Source organism: Micromonospora sp. NPDC049282, assembly GCF_043197045.1.
In the GTDB taxonomy this organism is placed as follows: Bacteria; Actinomycetota; Actinomycetes; order Mycobacteriales; family Micromonosporaceae; genus Micromonospora.
Window position 1 is genome coordinate 170,548 of record NZ_JBICSL010000005.1, and the last position, 16,881, is coordinate 187,428.

13 protein-coding genes are annotated in these 16,881 nt (G+C 74.2%); 5 read left to right on the forward strand and 8 right to left on the reverse strand.

Annotated features, from left to right (window positions below; genetic code table 11):
- Nucleotides 1-6: 6 nt before the first annotated feature.
- The 3 genes from ACGFI2_RS11785 to ACGFI2_RS11795 are packed head-to-tail and all read right to left on the reverse strand — an operon-like array spanning nucleotide 7 to nucleotide 4,847.
- The gene (locus ACGFI2_RS11785; RefSeq protein WP_393514548.1) at nucleotides 7-2,472 is read right to left on the reverse strand and encodes a DUF3488 and DUF4129 domain-containing transglutaminase family protein; all 2,466 of its coding nucleotides are present in this window, start codon (nucleotides 2,470-2,472) and stop codon (nucleotides 7-9) included.
- A 16-nt stretch (nucleotides 2,473-2,488) separates the two neighbouring features.
- Nucleotides 2,489-3,787, reverse strand: a complete 1,299-nt coding sequence (locus ACGFI2_RS11790) for a DUF58 domain-containing protein (RefSeq protein ID WP_393514551.1) — start codon at nucleotides 3,785-3,787, stop codon at nucleotides 2,489-2,491.
- Nucleotide 3,788: 1 nt separating this feature from the next.
- Nucleotides 3,789-4,847 (reverse strand): AAA family ATPase, encoded by a 1,059-nt coding sequence (locus ACGFI2_RS11795; protein WP_393514554.1) that lies wholly within the window; start codon nucleotides 4,845-4,847, stop codon nucleotides 3,789-3,791.
- Between the two features lie 349 nt (nucleotides 4,848-5,196).
- On the opposite strand from ACGFI2_RS11795, the gene leuS reads away from it, so the two are divergent.
- Complete coding sequence (leuS, locus tag ACGFI2_RS11800) at nucleotides 5,197-8,037, forward strand: leucine--tRNA ligase (RefSeq protein ID WP_393514557.1); 2,841 nt, start codon at nucleotides 5,197-5,199, stop codon at nucleotides 8,035-8,037.
- 47 nt (nucleotides 8,038-8,084) lie between these two features.
- Here the strand turns inward: leuS and ACGFI2_RS11805 are convergent, their stop codons facing one another.
- The 5 genes from ACGFI2_RS11805 to ACGFI2_RS11825 form a co-directional block, all read right to left on the reverse strand.
- Nucleotides 8,085-8,330 carry a hypothetical protein gene (locus ACGFI2_RS11805; RefSeq protein ID WP_393514560.1) on the reverse strand — a complete coding sequence of 82 codons (246 nt, stop codon included), beginning with the start codon at nucleotides 8,328-8,330 and terminating at the stop codon, nucleotides 8,085-8,087.
- Nucleotides 8,331-8,567: 237 nt separating this feature from the next.
- Complete coding sequence (locus ACGFI2_RS11810; RefSeq protein WP_393514563.1) at nucleotides 8,568-9,329, reverse strand: phosphotransferase family protein; 762 nt, start codon at nucleotides 9,327-9,329, stop codon at nucleotides 8,568-8,570.
- 1 nt (nucleotide 9,330) lies between these two features.
- The gene (locus ACGFI2_RS11815; RefSeq protein ID WP_393514566.1) at nucleotides 9,331-10,047 is read right to left on the reverse strand and encodes a TVP38/TMEM64 family protein; all 717 of its coding nucleotides are present in this window, start codon (nucleotides 10,045-10,047) and stop codon (nucleotides 9,331-9,333) included.
- Nucleotides 10,044-10,766, reverse strand: a complete 723-nt coding sequence (locus ACGFI2_RS11820; protein ID WP_393514569.1) for a type 1 glutamine amidotransferase — start codon at nucleotides 10,764-10,766, stop codon at nucleotides 10,044-10,046. The genes ACGFI2_RS11815 and ACGFI2_RS11820 overlap by 4 nt, the downstream gene beginning before the upstream one ends.
- Nucleotides 10,756-12,003, reverse strand: coding sequence for a MurT ligase domain-containing protein (locus tag ACGFI2_RS11825; RefSeq protein ID WP_393514978.1), 1,248 nt, complete (start codon nucleotides 12,001-12,003; stop codon nucleotides 10,756-10,758). The genes ACGFI2_RS11820 and ACGFI2_RS11825 overlap by 11 nt, the downstream gene beginning before the upstream one ends.
- A gap of 356 nt (nucleotides 12,004-12,359) precedes the next feature.
- On the opposite strand from ACGFI2_RS11825, the gene mraZ reads away from it, so the two are divergent.
- The 4 genes from mraZ to ACGFI2_RS11845 all read left to right on the forward strand — a co-directional run bounded on the left by mraZ (nucleotide 12,360) and on the right by ACGFI2_RS11845 (nucleotide 16,844).
- On the forward strand, nucleotides 12,360-12,791 hold the full coding sequence (gene mraZ / locus ACGFI2_RS11830) for a division/cell wall cluster transcriptional repressor MraZ (protein WP_091060154.1): 432 nt from the start codon (nucleotides 12,360-12,362) through the stop codon (nucleotides 12,789-12,791).
- A 205-nt stretch (nucleotides 12,792-12,996) separates the two neighbouring features.
- On the forward strand, nucleotides 12,997-14,055 hold the full coding sequence (rsmH, locus tag ACGFI2_RS11835) for a 16S rRNA (cytosine(1402)-N(4))-methyltransferase RsmH (RefSeq protein WP_393514981.1): 1,059 nt from the start codon (nucleotides 12,997-12,999) through the stop codon (nucleotides 14,053-14,055).
- Nucleotides 14,052-14,639, forward strand: a complete 588-nt coding sequence (locus ACGFI2_RS11840) for a hypothetical protein (protein ID WP_393514572.1) — start codon at nucleotides 14,052-14,054, stop codon at nucleotides 14,637-14,639. Before rsmH ends, ACGFI2_RS11840 begins: the two co-directional genes overlap by 4 nt.
- A gap of 3 nt (nucleotides 14,640-14,642) precedes the next feature.
- Nucleotides 14,643-16,844 carry a peptidoglycan D,D-transpeptidase FtsI family protein gene (locus ACGFI2_RS11845; protein WP_393514575.1) on the forward strand — a complete coding sequence of 734 codons (2,202 nt, stop codon included), beginning with the start codon at nucleotides 14,643-14,645 and terminating at the stop codon, nucleotides 16,842-16,844.
- The last annotated feature ends 37 nt before the right edge of the window (nucleotides 16,845-16,881 follow it).

Consider the following 16,881-nt stretch of genomic DNA (forward strand, 5'->3'; position numbering starts at 1 on the left):
GGTGGGTCAGCGGGCGGGGCGGCTCGCCAACAGGCGACGTGGGCTCCAGCGCAGCATCCACTGCCGCGCCTGCCCGCTGGTGGTGACCAGCCGGGCCGAGCGCTCGGCCAGGGTGGTTCGCCACCGGATCAGCACCGACGGCGGCAGCACCGCGGCCAGCAGCCGGGTACGCCGGCTCGCGCGCGCGACGAGCGCCCCGCGTACCGTCCGCAGCGCCGGCTGCAGTTCGGCGTCGGTGAGCGGATCGCGGGCGTAGCGGGCCCGCTCCTCGGCCCGGCCCAGCAGCCGTACCCCGGTCGCCGCCCCGGCGTCCTCGACAAGCGTCTCCCGGGTCAACCGCTCGGCGGTCGCCCGCGGTGTCTCGGTGCCGTCGACCGGGACGTGGAAGTCGACGAGCGTGTCCAGCAACTCGTCCCAGGCGGCGTGCGCGTCGGCGCGGGCCGCCTCGGCGTCCACCCCGACCACGACCTCGCGGGCCTGACCCCGCTGGCCGGGCACGGCCACCGCGGTGGCCACCGGCGAGGTCGCCCGGACCCGGCGTCGGCGGCGCAGCGCCGAGCGGCGCAGGGCCGGCACGGCGAGCAGCGCCAGCAGGGCGAGCGCCCCGGCCAGCCACCACGGCCAGACCGTGTCCTGCCGGGTCGGTCCGCTCTCGCCGACCGCCAGGCCCTGGTCGGCGTCCTTGTCGAGACGGTCCGGCTCGTTCGGGCCCGCCGACGGGTCCGCCGCGCCGGGCGCGGCGCTGCTACCCGGGGAAGGGGTGATCTCCTTCGGCGCGTCGGTGTCCGGGGCCCAGACGGACCGGACCGAGCCGGGGATGCTGGCCGCCGGGGTGGCGTCGAACGGCACCCACCCGATCCCGCCGAAGTAGACCTCGGTCCAGGCGTGCAGGTTCTGGTTCGTCAGCACGTAGGTGCCGCCGTCGGTGTTGCTGCCGTTGGTGAAGCCGACCGCCACCCGGGCCGGCACGCCCGCGGCCCGGACCAGCCAGGCCATCGCCGCGGCGTACTGCTGGCAGTAGCCGACCTTGGTGGCGAGGAAGTCGGTGATGTCCGCACCGCTGCTGCCGTTGCGGGTGGAGAGCGCGTAGGTGAAGCCGTTCTCCACCGAGAAGTATTCGTAGATCGCCCGGACCTTGTCGTAGTTGGTCTTCCGGCCCTCGGTGAGGTGGGTGACCAGTCGCTCGACGTCCAGGATCGTCGGTCTGGTGGTCTGCTGACGCATCACCGCGCTCTCCGACGGCGGGGCCGGCGCGGCGCGCAGCGCGTCCTGACTGAACGTCGATCGCACGTAGTCGAAGGAGTAGCGCTTGCCGCGCGCGTTCTCCCGGTTGGAGAAGACCACCTGCTGGTTGGGGTCGTAACGCCAGTTGCCGTTGAGGCCCTCGGTACGGACCGGCTCGGCGTAGACCGGGAGCAGCGGCATGTTCAGGTTCTTCGTCACCTCGACGGTGGCCCGGTAGGTCCGCTGCCCGACCCCGCGGGCAGCGCGTTCGGCCGGGTCGGGCAGGTCGCGGGTGACCTGCTGCCCGGTCGGCACGCGCGCCTGGAACCCGCTCGGCCGCAGATCGTCCACCACGCCCAGGCGCAGGTAGAACGGGTTCGGCTCGTTTGTGGTGACCTTGACCAGGTCGAACCGCTCGCTCTGGTTGAGCTGGCCGCTCAGCGCGGCGAACAGGTCGATCCGGCCGGTGCTGCCGCCCTGGCCGGGCCGCCCGCTGCCGTCGCCGGGGCCGGCGCCGACGTTGTTCATCAGGCCGCCGGTCATCCCGGGCACGGCGAGCGGCAGCGCCACCGCCACCAACACCCCGACCGCGGCCAGCCGGCGGCCGGCCGCGGCCAGCGGCGACGCCTCCCAGACGTCGACGTCACGCCCCTCGCCGGTGAACCGGCGGCCGAACCGGCGCACCCGGTCGACGTTGTCGGTCACCAGCAGCCACAGGTAACCGGCGGCGCCCACCACGAACGGGGTGGCGGGGACGCTGTCCACGTAGACCGCCACCGGCACCGAGTAGATGGCCAGCATCGGCAGCCCGGCCAGCGCCGGCCGGCGCAGCCCGACCGCGAGCACGTCGACCAGCACGGCCACCGCGCCGATGCCGAGCACGGCGAGGAAGAGCAGCGAGTCGACGTCGGGGACCTCGACGCCGTACGCGCGCATGTCCTGCAAGGAGGTCTGGAGCAGGTCGCCGAAGTGGGCGAACGTGGCCGGGGTCGGCACGAACGCGAGCAGCTCGGTGCCGCCGGGGAAGACCCACGTCAGGCCCAGGGTCAGGCCGGCGAGCATGGCCAGCAGCTGACCCCACAGCGGGGCTCGGCCCAACCGGCTCAGCGCCGCCGCGCCGGCCACCACGGAGACCACGATGGCCGCCTGGACCAGCCACGTCCAACGCTCGAAGATCGCCGACAGTGGGGCCGCCGCCAGCAGGGTCGCCGCCGCGGCGACGAAACCGATGTTGCGGTGCGGGGTCACCGAGTCATCCTTCCGGTCATCGCATGCCGCCGGCGACCGTCTCGGCCAGTGCCGCCCGCAGGGCGAAGCCCTGGGAGCCGCGGCCGGCCTGCGGCCACAGCGCCGGCAGCCGGTTGCCGTGCTCCACCCCGATGACCCGCCAGCCGCTCTGCAGCAGGGCGAGGGCGGAGCTGCCGTGCGCCCGGTCCGCCTCGACCCGGGCCTTGGCGGGCAGGTTCAGCCAGGTGTTGCTGTCGAGCAGGAACGCCACGCAGGTGGCGCCGTTGCCGCGCAGCCCGGCCAGCAGCTCCGCCTCGGCGTCGCCGAGCGTGCCGAACAACGCGATGATCAGGCCGCCGTCGGCCCGCTGCCGGACCTGCTGCACCAGCGTGGTGATCTCGCCGCGCCGGTCCAGGTGCACCTCGGCGAGATGGTCGAGGAGCAGGCCCTCACCGCCGGCCTCGGTGGCGCCGACGTCCACGCCGTTGCCGGTGACCAGGCGCAACTTGTAGCCGGCCTGGCGCAGGTGCACGGCGATGCTGGCGGCGGCCGAGACGGCCCACTCGAAGCTGGCCGTCGGCCCCTCGCCCCGGTGGCCGGCGGCGCGGGTGTCCAGCACCACGGTGGCCCGGCTCTCCCACGGCTGCTCCTCGCGGCGCACCATCAGCTCGCCGGTGCGGGCGGTGGACTTCCAGTGCACCCGGCGCAGGTCGTCGCCCCTCCGGTACTCCCGGGTGGCGGCGTCGTCCTCGCCGTGCACCGCGACCGAACGGGCCCGGCTGTCGCCGCTGCCGGCGTACTCGCCCGGCAGCCGCACCGAGGGCAGCGAGGTGACCTGCGGGATCACCGTGAGGTGGTCGATGCTGGGGAACGACCGGGTCAGCTCGCACAGCCCGAACGGGTCGGTCAGCCGGATCACCAGCGGACCCACGTCGTAGCGGCCACGCACGTCGGCGCGGACCGTGTACGCCACGGAGCTGGCCTGGTGCGCGCCGAGCCGCTCCAGCACCACCCGGGGGCGACTGCCCAGCGCGTAGGGCAGCCGGTCCTCCAGCAGCAGGGTGCCGGTGGGCAGCCGGGACAGGTTCTGCAACCGCAGCACCACCCGGGAACTGGCGCCGACCGGCACCCGGTGCGGCTCGAGCGTGCGGTGGCAGGCCAGCTTGTAGCGGCTGCGCCCGACGTACGCCGCCGCGAGCAGCGGCAGGACGGCGAGCAGGACGGCCACCCGGAGCAGGTCCTTCTCGCCGAGGATGCCGGCGGAGATCGCGGCGGCGACCGCGGCCGCCAGGAAGGAGCGGCCGCGGGTGGTCAGCCCGCGCAGGCCGTCACGCACGTCATGGCCTCCGCGGCTCGTACGGCCCGCGGCCGTTGCCGTTCCCGCTGCCGGGCCGGGTGTCGTACGGGGACCGCTGCCGGTCGTGCGGCAACGGCAGGCGGTGCACCAGCTCGGCGACGATCGCGTCGGTGGTGCGCCGGGCCAGCTGCGCGTCCGCCGTCGGGATGATCCGGTGCGCCAGCACCGGCACCGCGAGAGCCTGGAGGTCGTCCGGCAGGACGTAGTCGCGGCCCTCCAGGGCGGCCACCGCGCGGGCGGTGCGCAGCAGTTGCAGGGTGGCCCGCGGCGACGCGCCGAGCCGCAGGTCGGGCGCCTCGCGGGTGGCGGTCACCAGGGCGATCGCGTACTGCTTGACGGCGTCGGCGACGTGCACCTGCCGGACGTGACCGATCAACCGGCGCACGGTGGCCGCGTCGGCGACCGGCCGCAGCCCCGGCAACGGGTCGGTGCCACCGTGGCCGTCCAGCATGGCCAGCTCGGCGGTCGGGTCCGGGTAGCCCATCGCGATGCGGGCGGTGAACCGGTCCCGCTGCGCCTCGGGCAGCGGGTAGGTCCCCTCCATCTCGATCGGGTTCTGCGTCGCGACCACCATGAACGGCGTCTGCAGCTGGTAGGTCACCCCGTCGACCGTGACCTGTCGCTCCTCCATGCACTCGAGCAGGGCCGACTGGGTCTTCGGCGAGGCCCGGTTGATCTCGTCGCCGACGACCAGGTTGGCGAAGACCGCGCCCGGGCGGAACTCGAAGTCGTGGGTCTCCTGGTTGTAGACGCTGACGCCGGTGACGTCGCTGGGCAGGAGGTCGGGGGTGAACTGGATGCGGCGGACCGAGCAGTCGATGGATCGGGCCATCGCCTTGGCGAGCTTGGTCTTGCCGACGCCGGGCACGTCCTCGATGAGCAGGTGACCCTCGGCGAGCAGCACCGCCAGGGCGAGCCGGACGGTGGCCGTCTTACCCGCGATGACCTGCTCGATGTTGGCCACGATGGCCTCGCTGGCGGCACGGAACTCGTCGTGCGGCAGCAGACCGCCCACCTCGTCCCAGGTCTGTTGTGTCACGGGCCTCCTCCTCGTCGCCGGAACGGCAGCTCTGTATAGAGCACCTGGACCCGCCGTTGGGTTCGCGACGCCGAGCCTCTTCTGCCGCACGCATCTCACTGGCCTCTCAGGCTAACCATGTTTGTCGTTATCGCCGACTCCCGCAGGTGGTCGGTCGGTTACGCCCCGAATATTCGCCGGACGGGGGACCGGGGTACACTGCCGGCATGGCCGGAGCCTTCCTGCTTCTTACCGAGCCGTGCTGATGCGCTGAACACGCGACAGCACGGCCGCCCCTCCTGCGCGAGGGGCTTTTTTGTGCCCGAAGCAGACCTCCACCACCCGACATGACCCGCGCCGAGGAGACGCCATGAGTGAGGCAGCCGCACCGGCCACCGACATTCCCCCGTTCCGGTACACCGCCGCCCTGGCCGACGAGATCGAGAACCGCTGGCAGGACACCTGGGAACGGGAGGGCACCTTCCACGCGCCGAACCCGACCGGCCCGCTGGCCGACCCGGGCCACCCCCGCGCCGGCGCGGAGAAGCTGTACGTGCTGGACATGTTCCCCTACCCGTCCGGCGCCGGCCTGCACGTCGGGCACCCGCTGGGCTACATCGGCACCGACTGCTACGCCCGCTACCAGCGGATGACCGGGCGGAACGTGCTGCACGCGATGGGCTTCGACGCGTTCGGCCTGCCGGCCGAGCAGTACGCGGTGCAGACCGGCACCCACCCGCGCACCACCACCGTCGCCAACATCGAGCGGTACCGGGCGCAGCTGCGCCGGCTGGGGCTGGGCCACGACGAGCGGCGTTCGGTCGCGACCATCGACACCGAGTTCTACCGCTGGACGCAGTGGATCTTCCTGCAGGTCTTCAACTCCTGGTACGACGCGGACGCGAAGCGGGCCCGGCCGGTCGCCGAGCTGATCGCCGAGTTCGAGGGCGGGAACCGACCCACCCCGGACGGCCGCCCCTGGGCCGAGCTGACCGTGGCCGAGCGCCGCCGCGTCGTCGACGACCACCGGCTGGCGTACGTCTCCCAGGCGCCGGTGAACTGGTGCCCGGGGCTGGGCACCGTGCTGGCCAACGAGGAGGTCACCGCCGACGGCCGCTCGGAGCGGGGCAACTTCCCGGTCTTCAAGCGCAACCTGAAGCAGTGGATGATGCGCATCACCGCGTACGGCGACCGGCTGCTGGACGACCTGGACACGCTGGACTGGCCCGAGCCGATCAAGCTGCAGCAGCGCAACTGGATCGGCCGGTCGACCGGCGCGCACATCGACTTCCCGACCGCCGCCGCCCCGGTGCGGGTGTTCACGACCCGGCCGGACACGATCTTCGGCGCCACCTACATGGTGCTGGCGCCCGAGCACGAGCTGGTCGACGTGCTGACGCCGGCCGCCTGGCCGGAGGGGACGAAGGACGCCTGGACCGGCGGGCACGCCGGTCCGCGCGAGGCCGTCGAGGCGTACCGGAAGGCCGCCGCGGCCAAGACGGACGTCGAGCGGCAGGCGGACAGCCGGGAGAAGACCGGCGTCTTCGTCGGCGCCTGGGCGACCAACCCGGCGACCGGCGGGCAGATCCCGATCTTCATCGCCGACTACGTGCTGGCCGGGTACGGCACCGGCGCGATCATGGCGGTGCCCGCGCAGGACGAGCGGGACTGGGACTTCGCCGAGGTCTTCGAGCTGCCGATCGTGCGCACCGTGGCGCCGCCGGAGGGCTTCGACGGCAAGGCGTTCACCGGCGACGGGCCGGCGATCAACAGCGCCGCCCCGGAGCGCGGCGTGGACCTGGACGGCCTGGGAGTGGCCGAGGCCAAGGCGCGGATCATCGAGTGGTTGGAGGCGAACGGGCACGGCGCGGGCGCGGTCACCTGGCGGCTGCGCGACTGGCTGTTCTCCCGGCAGCGCTACTGGGGCGAGCCGTTCCCGATCGTCTACGACGAGACCGGGGCGCCGATCGCGCTGCCGGAGTCGATGCTGCCGGTCGAGCTGCCGGAGGTGGACGACTTCTCGCCGAAGACGTTCGACCCGGAGGACGCGCAGAGCAACCCGGAGACCCCGCTGTCGCGGCGGCGCGACTGGGTCGAGGTCGAGCTGGACCTGGGTGACGGGCCGAAGCGCTACACCCGGGAGACCAACGTGATGCCGCAGTGGGCCGGCTCGTGCTGGTACGAGCTGCGCTACCTGGACCCGACCGACTCGCAGCGGTTCGCCGACCCGGAGAACGAGGCGTACTGGATGGGTCCGCGCGGCGAGGGCGACTGTGGAGGAACGGACCTGTACGTCGGCGGCGCCGAGCACGCCGTGCTGCACCTGCTGTACGCCCGCTTCTGGCACAAGGTGCTGTTCGACCTGGGGCACGTCTCGTCGTTCGAGCCGTTCCGTCGGCTGTTCAACCAGGGCATGATCCAGGCGTACGCGTTCGTCGACCCGCGTGGCGCCTACGTGCCCGCCGAGGAGGTCGTCGAGGTGGACGGCCGCTGGTTCCACGGCGAGACCGAGGTCCGGCGCGAGTACGGCAAGATGGGCAAGTCGCTGAAGAACGTGGTCACCCCGGACGACATGTGCGCGGCGTACGGCGCCGACACCTTCCGGGTGTACGAGATGTCGATGGGTCCGCTGGAGGTGTCCCGCCCGTGGGAGACCCGGGCGGTGGTCGGCTCGTACCGGTTCCTGCAGCGGGTCTGGCGCACGGTCGTGGACGAGCGGACCGGTGAGTCGCGGGTCACCGACGCGCCGGCCGACGACGCGACCCGACGGCTGCTGCACAAGGTGGTCGACGGGGTCCGCGTCGACATGGACGGGGTCCGCTTCAACACCGCGATCGCCAAGCTGATCGAGCTGACCAACGGCCTGACCCGGCTGGCCGAGACGCCGCGGGAGGTGGCCGAGCCGCTGGTGCTGATGGTCGCCCCGTTCGCCCCGCACCTGGCCGAGGAGCTGTGGCGCCGGCTGGGCCACCACACCTCGCTGGCGTACGCGGACTTCCCGGTGGCGGATCCGGCGCTGCTGGTGGCCGAGTCGGTGACCTACCCGGTGCAGATCAACGGCAAGGTGCGGGGTCGGATCGAGGTGCCGGCCGACGCGCCGGAGGACGCGGTCCGCGCGGCCGCGCTGGAGGCGGTCGCCGGCGCGCTGGCCGGCAAGGAGCCCCGCAAGGTGATCGTGGTGAAGGGACGGATGGTCTCGGTCGTCGCCTGAGGCCGGTACGTGGGCGCGCCCGGTGCGGGCGCGCCCACGGCCCCGGCTCAGGGTTCGCGGCGGTGCACGACGACCGCGGCGAGCAACGCGGCGGCCACCGGCCAGGCGGCGTACACCGCCCAGGACCCGGGCACGGTCGCGTGCACCTGGTGATCGCCGCCTACGAGGCCCGCCTGGTCGTGCCGCCGCGCTGACTGGATCCCGCCGGGCGGACCGCCCGCCCGTGCGGTGCCGCCGCTCCGCCGCTCCGGCGGTCGGGCGGTCGGGCGGTCGCGGGCGTCGGCGGTGCCCACCGGCCCGATGCCGCTGTCGGGGTGCCTTTCGAGCTGATGTCGTCAACGACTCACGCGTTGCCCGAGCGGGCCTCGGCGCCGTGAGTCGTTTCTGATGTCAGCTCCAAAGGCGTCGCGGAGGTGACGGGCGGCGATCAGCGGCCCCGCGTGGTGGTGTCGGTGCCGCTGCCGGTCGGGGCGGGCTGCTCCCGAACATGCCGTTGCCGGACCGCCGGCGGCCCTGCCGCCGCCGGGAGCTCACCCCGTGCCCAGCGCGGCCTCGATCGTCGGGCGGTGCCAGCGCAGCCAGTCGTGCCAACCGCGTACCGTCTCGACCACGCCGGCGGCGCGCAGCCGGCGCATCGCGGGCTCGCCCCGGTCCGCGCCGGCGTCGATGCCCCGCCAGGTGTCCTCGATCTGGTCGAGCATGACCGCGACCAGCTCGGACCGGGGGAGCAGCCCGCCGGCCGTTCCCTCGTAGGCGTCGCAGAGCAGCCGGCCGCGGCGGCCCAGCTCGGCCGGGTCGGCGTCGCCGCCGAGGGCGGCCCAGTGCCAGCCGGCGAACGCCACGTCCTCGATCCGGCGGCCGGGGCCGGCGAGGTCCCAGTCCAGCAGCGCCACCGGCGCCGGGCCGGCCGGCCCGACCCGGTAGACCGTGTTCTTCGGCGACAGGTCCCGGTGGCAGACCGTCTCCGCGCCGCCGGCCAGCACGGTGCCGGCGCAGGCGTCGTGCACCGCCCGGACCAGTCCGGCCAGGCGGGTCAGCGCGGCGTCGGCGAAGAAGGCCGCGTCCTCGCGGTCGCGCCACGGCACCAGCCCGTCGATGTGGGAGAGCACCTGCCGGCCCCGCTCGTCCGTCCCGAGGTACGCGGGCGCGACTCCGGGCGCGGTCGCCGCCAGGTGCCGCAGCAGCGCGGCGGCGAACGCGGCGTCGGCGGGCGGGGTTCGGCGAACGGTGTCTCCGATCCGGACCACCTCGGCGACGAACCCGCCGGGCAGCGTCTCTCCGGTGCCGGCCACGTCAGCTCGGACCGAGCCGTCGTTGCCGTTCGGCCCGCCACCAGCGGTGGATGATCAGCACGCTGGCGATCAGGCCGAGGCTGGCCGGCGCGGCCGCGTACCAGTTGACCGAACCGGGGCTGCTCACCGCGGCGCCGATCGCGGCGTAGCCGATGGCGGTGGGGGCGGAGGCGATCACGCTGCCGGCCAGGAACGGCAGCACCCGGGCCGCGGTGGTGCCGTAGCCGTAGCTGACCAGCCCGAAGCCGGCGATCGGCAGCAGCCGTACGGTGATCACCCCGAACACGCTCTGCCGGGCGAACCAGCCGTCGAGCCGGGCCAGCCGGCCGCGGACCCGTTCGGCCACGAAGTCCCGGCCCAGCATCCGGCCGACCGCGAAGCCGAGCGCGGCCGCGAGCAGCGCCGCGCCCAGCGCGTACGCGGCGCCCTGCACCGGACCGAAGATCGCGCCCGAGGCCAGCGTGACGAACGTCCGGGGCACCAGGGCCACCAGCAGCAGCGCGCCGCCGACCACGGCCGCGACCGGGGCGTACCCGCCGAGCGCGTCGGCGAGCCGGGGCAGGTCGGCCGCGTCCGGCCGGGGCGCCAGCAGCAGGGTGACGGCGAACCCGGCGAGCAGGAGGAGCAACAGCCCGAACCGCCGCGCCGACGGCTGCCCGAGCAGCCCGGCGAGCCGGCGGACCACCGGTCGCCGCCCCGGCGGGGCGGCGCCGGTCATGCCCGGGCGGCGGCGGTGACCGCGGCGCGGCGCTCGGACCGGAGCCGGTCGGCCCAGCTGTCGTCGAGCGGCGGGAGCTGGTGGATGCCGGTGGCCCAGCGCAGCAGCAGGTCGGCCAGGTCGGGGTTGCGGGCCAACGCCGGGCCGTGCGAATAGGTGCCGAGCAGCTTGCCCCGCCAGGCGCCCTCGGTGGCGCCGTCGTTGCCGACGCCGGCGGTCACCCGGGCCAACGGCGACACGCCCGGGCCGAGGCGGGTGCGCCCGCCGTGGTTCTCGAACCCGGTCAGGTGCGGGATGCCCAGTCGCGGGTCCACCTCGCCGGCCAGCTCGCCGACCGCCCGGGTCGGACCCCGGTCGGAGGAGAGGTCGAGCAGCTCCAGGCCGGCGCAGCGGGTGCCCTTGGCGAAGAAGGAGGTGCCGAGCAGTTGGTAGCCGGCGCAGACACCGAACACCACCGAGCCCTGGGCCACCGCCCGGTGCACGCCGCCGTCGGCGAGCAGGCGCTGGGCGCCCAGCGCCTGCGGGCCGTCCTCGCCGCCGCCGATCAGGTAGATGTCGGCGGTGGCGGGCAGCCGCTGGTCGGAGCGGACCTCCAGCACCTCCACCGGCATGCCGCGCAGCTGGGCCCGGCGGGCCAGGATCAGCGCGTTGCCCCGGTCGCCGTAGGTGGACAGCAGGTCGGGATAGACCCAGACGATGCGCAGGCTCTCAGTTGACACGGTCCAGCTCCGCTCGGATGTCCTGGAAGGCGGTGTAGTTGGCGATGACCTCCAGCCGGCCCGGCGGCACCGCCCGGACCGCCTCGTCGAACGTGCGCACGTGCCGGAACGGCACGCCGTTGACGTCGAGCCGCACCGCCAGGTCGTAGGCCCGGTCGCCGGTGATCAGCACCTGCCGGCCGGCCAGCGGCGAGAAGTCGACGTCGAACAGCCACGACGTGTCCAGCCCGTCGGGGTCGCGCGCGTTGATCGAGAGCAGGGTCGGCGCGACGTCGGCCATGTCGAACGCCTCCAGCCAGCTCGCCGGGTTCTTGGCCAGCAGCAGCCGGATGTTGCGCCCGTCCCGGTCGACCTGGGCGTAGCGGCCGGCCACCGAGGTGACCGTGCCGAGCCGGGAGACCGCGTCCACCGGGCGTACGCCGAACTCGGCGGCGACCGCCAGCGCGGTGGCCGCGTTGCCGAGGTTGACCTTGCCGGGGAGCTGGAGCTGGACCTTGTGCCAGGCGCCGGTGGGGTCGAGCACGCCGTCGTCCTCGACCGTCCACTGCGGCTCGGGGCGGCGCAGCGGACAGCCGGTGCACCACCACTGCCCGCCGGAGCGCTGGATGGTGGAGCCGCACTCGGGGCAGACCCACGAGTCGTCGTGCCAGCGCTGGCCGGCGCTGAACCAGGTGACGTGCGGGGGCACGTGACCCTGGGCCGGGTCGGCCGGCGGGGAGGCGGCCCAGACCACCATCGGGTCGTCGGCGTTGGCGACCACCCGCACCTTGGGATGCCGGACCAGGGCGGCGCGCCAGAGCTGCGCCATCATGGCGACCTCCTTGGCCCGGTCGAGCTGGTCGCGGGAGAGGTTGAGCAGCGCCACCACGTGCGGCTCGGTCGCCTCCAGCACCTGGGCCAGGTAGTGCTCGTCCACCTCCAGCACGGCGTAGGGCGTGCTGCCCGCCTTGGCCAGCGCCGAGGTGTGCCCGGTGGGCATGTTGGCGCCGAAGGCGTTGGAGGCGACCCGGCCCAGCACGCCAACCGTGGCGGTGGTCAGCCGGGTGGTGGTGGTCTTGCCGTTGGTGCCGGACACCAGGGCGATGGCGCGTCCGGCCGACAGGTGGGCGAGCAGGTCGGGGTCGATCTTGAGGCCGATCCAGCCGCCGATCACCGAGCCGTCGCCACGACCCGCGGCCCGCGACAGCGCCGCGGCGGTGCGCGACACGGAGCTGGCCACCTTTGCCCGCATGGGCATCTTCGCGTCCGTCACCCGAGCGAGGTTACCGGACCACGACCGCCGCCAGATCGCCGCCGACGGCGAACCGTTCGGCCGGGGACGTCCCGGTGGACGGCCGGAGCGCGCTCGGCCGGACGGCGGCGGTCGATGTCGGGTAACGGACCGCCGGCGGGGGGCGTCCACCCCCTCCACTCCGCTCCACCCGCATTGACGTGCGGTTTTACGCGCGGACACGCCGCGCCGAGGCGGCGATTCTGGTTGCAGGTGGAGGGAAGTGGAGTAGAGTGGGGCGCGATGGTGAGGCCGGGAGGGCCACACCGGCCCGGGGGGTCAGCGGCGCCGCGAACGCCGCTCAAGGCGAGGGGGTTGGGCCGATGTTCCTCGGCACCCACACTCCGCGCCTGGACGACAAAGGCCGGTTGATCCTGCCGGCCAAGTTCCGGGATGAGCTGGCGGGGGGTGTCGTGATCACCAAAGGGCAGGAGCGCTGCCTCTACGTCTTCCCGATGCCCGAGTTCCAGCGCATCGCCGACCAGTTGCGCGCGCAACCGATGACCAGCAAGGCGGCCCGGGCCTACAGCCGGGTCTTCTTCGCCAGCGCGCACGACGAGGTGCCGGACAAGCAGGGGCGGGTCACGATTCCCGGGCACCTGCGGTCCTACGCGGCGCTCGACCGGGAGCTGGTCGTGATCGGGGCGAGCACCCGGGTGGAGATCTGGGACAGGGCGGCCTGGGAGGCCTACCTCGCGGAGAGCGAAGACGACTTCGCCGACATCGAGGAGGGGGTGCTGCCCGGCGGTCTGTAGGGCGTGACGGCGCCCGACGTACTGCGAGATCTCCAGCCGCTTTCGAGTTCCTGGCACCCCTTCCCCGGTGCCAGGCGCACGATCCGACACGGAGGGCCGCGGCCTCCGGCGGGCGGGGAGCGGATGGGGATCTGGCGGTATGGCGAGGCGTCGTGACGACGACGGACACGTGGACGGAAACGGTTTTCGAGCAGTGGGGGTCGACATGGGGGAGCTGCGCGGCACGCACGTGCCGGTGCTGCTCGAGCGGTGTCTCGAGCTGCTGGCCCCCGCGCTGGGCCGCCCCGGCCGGACCGTGCACGTCGACGCCACGCTCGGCCTGGCCGGGCACGCCGAGGCGGTGCTCACGGCGCACCCGGACACGGTCCTCGTCGGCCTCGACCGGGACACCGAGGCGCTCGCCCACGCGCGGGCCCGCCTGGCCCGGTTCGCCGACCGGATCCACCTGGAGCACGCCGTCTACGACGAGCTGCCCGAGGTGCTCGACCGGCTCGGCTATCCGGCGATCGACGGCGTGCTCTTCGATCTCGGCGTCTCGTCCCTGCAACTGGACGCGCCCGACCGCGGGTTCGCCTACGCCCAGGACGCGCCGCTGGACATGCGGATGGACCAGACCGGGGGGATGACCGCCGAGGAGGTGGTCAACACCTACGGACACCCGGACCTGGCCCGGCTGCTACGGGTGTACGGCGAGGAGAAGTTCGCCGGGAAGGTCGCGTCGGCGATCATCCGGGAGCGCGAGCGGGCCCGGATCACGTCGTCGGCCCGGCTGGCCGAGCTGGTTCGGGACGCGATTCCCGCGCCGGCCCGACGAACGGGCGGACACCCGGCAAAGAGAACGTTTCAGGCTTTACGGATCGAGGTAAACAGAGAGCTGGCGGCGCTGGAGACGGCGCTGCCGGCCGCTCTGGACAAGCTCACCGTGGGCGGCCGCATGGTGGTCCTGTCCTACCACTCGCTGGAGGACCGGCTCACCAAGCAGGCGCTCGCCGACCGGGTCCGCAGCAAGGGCCCGGTCGACCTTCCGGTCGAACTGCCCGGGTCGGGCCCGACGTTCCGGCTGTTGAGCCGGGGCGCCGAGCTTCCCGGGGAGGCGGAGGTGGCCGCGAACCCGCGGGCCGCCTCGGTGCGGCTGCGGGCCGCGGAACGGCTCGATCCGGAGGCGACCCGGCAGGGCGGTACCGACCGCGAACGGTACCGCCGCCGGGTGAAGGCGATGCACCAACCGGGGAACGGGACGGACGAGGAGGGGGAGGGGACATGAACGTCGAGAAGCACGACGGCCGGGGGGCCGTCGGGCAGCGCGCACCGCGGTCGGGGGGCCGGACCACGGCGCAGCGCACCACGCGAGACACGACGACGGCGGCCGACCGCCGGGAGGGGACCCGCGCCCGGGGGACGCGCGAGTACCCGACGGCGGGCAGCGCCGCGCTGCGTCCGGCCGAGCGGGCCGCCCGGGCCACCGCGCCGGCGGCGCCGCGGCTGCGAGTCGCTCCGCCGCCGCCGATCCGGGTGCCGCGGGCGCCCTTCGTCGGGCTGATCCTGATGCTCGTGGTCGGCGGGGTGCTCGGCATCCTGGCGGTCAACACCAAAATCAACGAGAACGCCTTCCGGCTGGAGCGGCTCCAGGAGCAGCAGGCCAAGCTCGACGTGGACGAGCAGGAGCTGAAGAAGGAGATCGCCGACCAGGAGGCGCCGGGCAACCTCACCGCCAACGCCCGCAAGCTGGGCCTGGTGGAATCCGAGGACCCGGCCTACATCCGACTGCCGGACGGGCGCACGATCGGCGTGCCGCACCCCGCCGAGGGCGGGACGGCCGGCGCCGGCCAGCAGGGCAACGGAGGCTGACAAGTGCCGCCGAGATCGGACGAACCGCGCCGGGACGCCACAGGCTCCCGGCGCGGCTCGTCGCGTGGGGCCGAGCCGCGGGAGCCGGGCGTCGGCGGGATCTCCGACGCCCGGGCGTACACGCCGCGCGGGCGGACCATCCGCGAGGGCGGCGCCGAGCAACGGCGTACCCCGCGCACCAGTCGCTCCGGCGATCCGTTCCGGCCCGCGTTGCAGGTGCTCGACGGCGGCCGGGTCGCCCGGGCCGGCCGCCGGGAGCCGCCCGCGGCCGGCGAGAGCGCCCGGGCCGGCCGCCGGGCGGCAGGAGGCCGCGCCGGCGTGGTGCGGACCGTCTCCGCCCGCCCGGTGCACGAGCCGTTCGACGACGAGGACGACCCGCCGCCGCGGCGCCGGCCCGGCCCGCGTCGCCCGGCGGCCCGGCGGCCGGTCCGCAAGCCGCGCCGGCCGCCCCGCCTGGGCGACCCGCGCCGGCGGCTGCGACTCGCCACGGTGCTGGCCCTGACGCTGTTCGCCAGCATCGGCGTCCGGCTGGTCTACCTGCAGACCGCGGACAGCCCGGCGTACGCCGACGGCGGCCTGCCCAACCGGGTCAAGGTGATCGAGCTGCCGGCCCCGCGCGGCGCCATCCTCGACCGCGACGGCGAGCCGCTGGCGCACAGCGTGGAGGCGCGCTACGTCTTCGCCGACCCGACCCGGGTCAAGGACCGCTTCGCCACCGCGCAGGCGCTCTCCCCGCTGCTCGGCGTGCCGGCGTCGGAGCTGGCCGACAAGATGCAGCGGCGCAAGCAGCCCGGCACCGACCGCGACACCGAGTTCGTCTACCTGGCCCGGGGTGTGGAGATCGGCACGGCCAAGAAGCTCATGGCGCTCGACCTGGCCGGCATCGGCGTGCACCGGGACGAGCGGCGCGAGGTGCCCGGCGGGGACCTGGCCGCCAACATGATCGGCTTCGTCAGCCAGGACATGAACGGCCTGGAGGGCCTGGAGGCGAAGTACGACGACCTGCTGCGCGGCCAGCCCGGCAAGCGGACCTACGAGGCGGGCCTGGGTGACCTGGCCGCGCCCATCCCGGGTGGCTACAGCAGCACCACCCAGCCCCGGCCGGGCAGCTCGCTGCAGCTCACCGTCGACCGGGACCTGCAGTTCATGACGCAGCGGATCCTGGCCAGGCAGGTGGCCCAGGCCAAGGGCAGCGTCGCGGCGGCGGTGATCATGGACGTGCCCACCGGGGAGGTGCTGGCCCAGGCCAGCCAGCCCACCTACGACGCGGCCGACCCGACGAAGGTCGCCTCGCCGGCCGACCGGGACGACGCGGCCACCAGCTTCGTGGTCGACCCGGGCTCGATCCACAAGGCGATCACCTTCGGCGCGGCGCTCCAGGAGGGCGTGATCACGCCGGACACCACGTTCCCGGTGCCCAACACCATGGTCCTGGGTGACGTCCCGTTCGAGGACACGCACCACGCGGACGGGCGCGTGATGAGCATCCCGGGGATGCTCGCCTTCTCCTCCAACATCGGCACCATCAAGATCGCCGACAAGCTGGGCAAGGACCGGCTGATCGACTACCAGAAGCGGTTCGGGCTGGGCCAGCCGACCGGCGAGGGCCTGCCCGGCGAGGCGTCCGGCCGGCTGCTCCCGGCCGACGAGTGGAGCGGGTCGTCGTACGGGTCGGTGCCGATCGGGCACAGCGTGGACGCGACGCCGTTGCAGATGGCCGCCGCGTACAACGCGATCGCCAACAACGGCACGTACGTGCAGCCGCACCTGATCAAGGAGACGATCGGGCCGGACGGCACCCGGACCCCGGGCGCCGACCCGACCACCCGCTCGGTGCTCAGCCCGACCAACGCGGCCGCCCTGCGCCGGATGCTGGAGGCGGTCACCACCGTGGACGGCCCGGACGGGCCGGCCACCGGACTGGCCGCCGCGGTGCCCGGCTACCGGGTGGCCGGCAAGACCGGCACCGGCCTGCGCTACGACAACGGCAAGCGACAGCCGGGCGAGGTCGGCTCCTTCATCGGGATGGCCCCGGCGGAGAAGCCCCGCTACGTGGTGGCGGTCTTCGTCTGGAGCCCCGGCGGCGAGGGCGGGGCGGTCGCCGCGCCGGCGTTCCGCGAGATGATGGGCTTCACGCTGCGCCACTACCGGGTGCCGCCGTCGCTTACCGACAGGTCCCCGAAGTTCGAGGTCTTTCCGCGCTGAGCGGGCCCGGCGGGACATCATCGGTGAGTGGCGACGA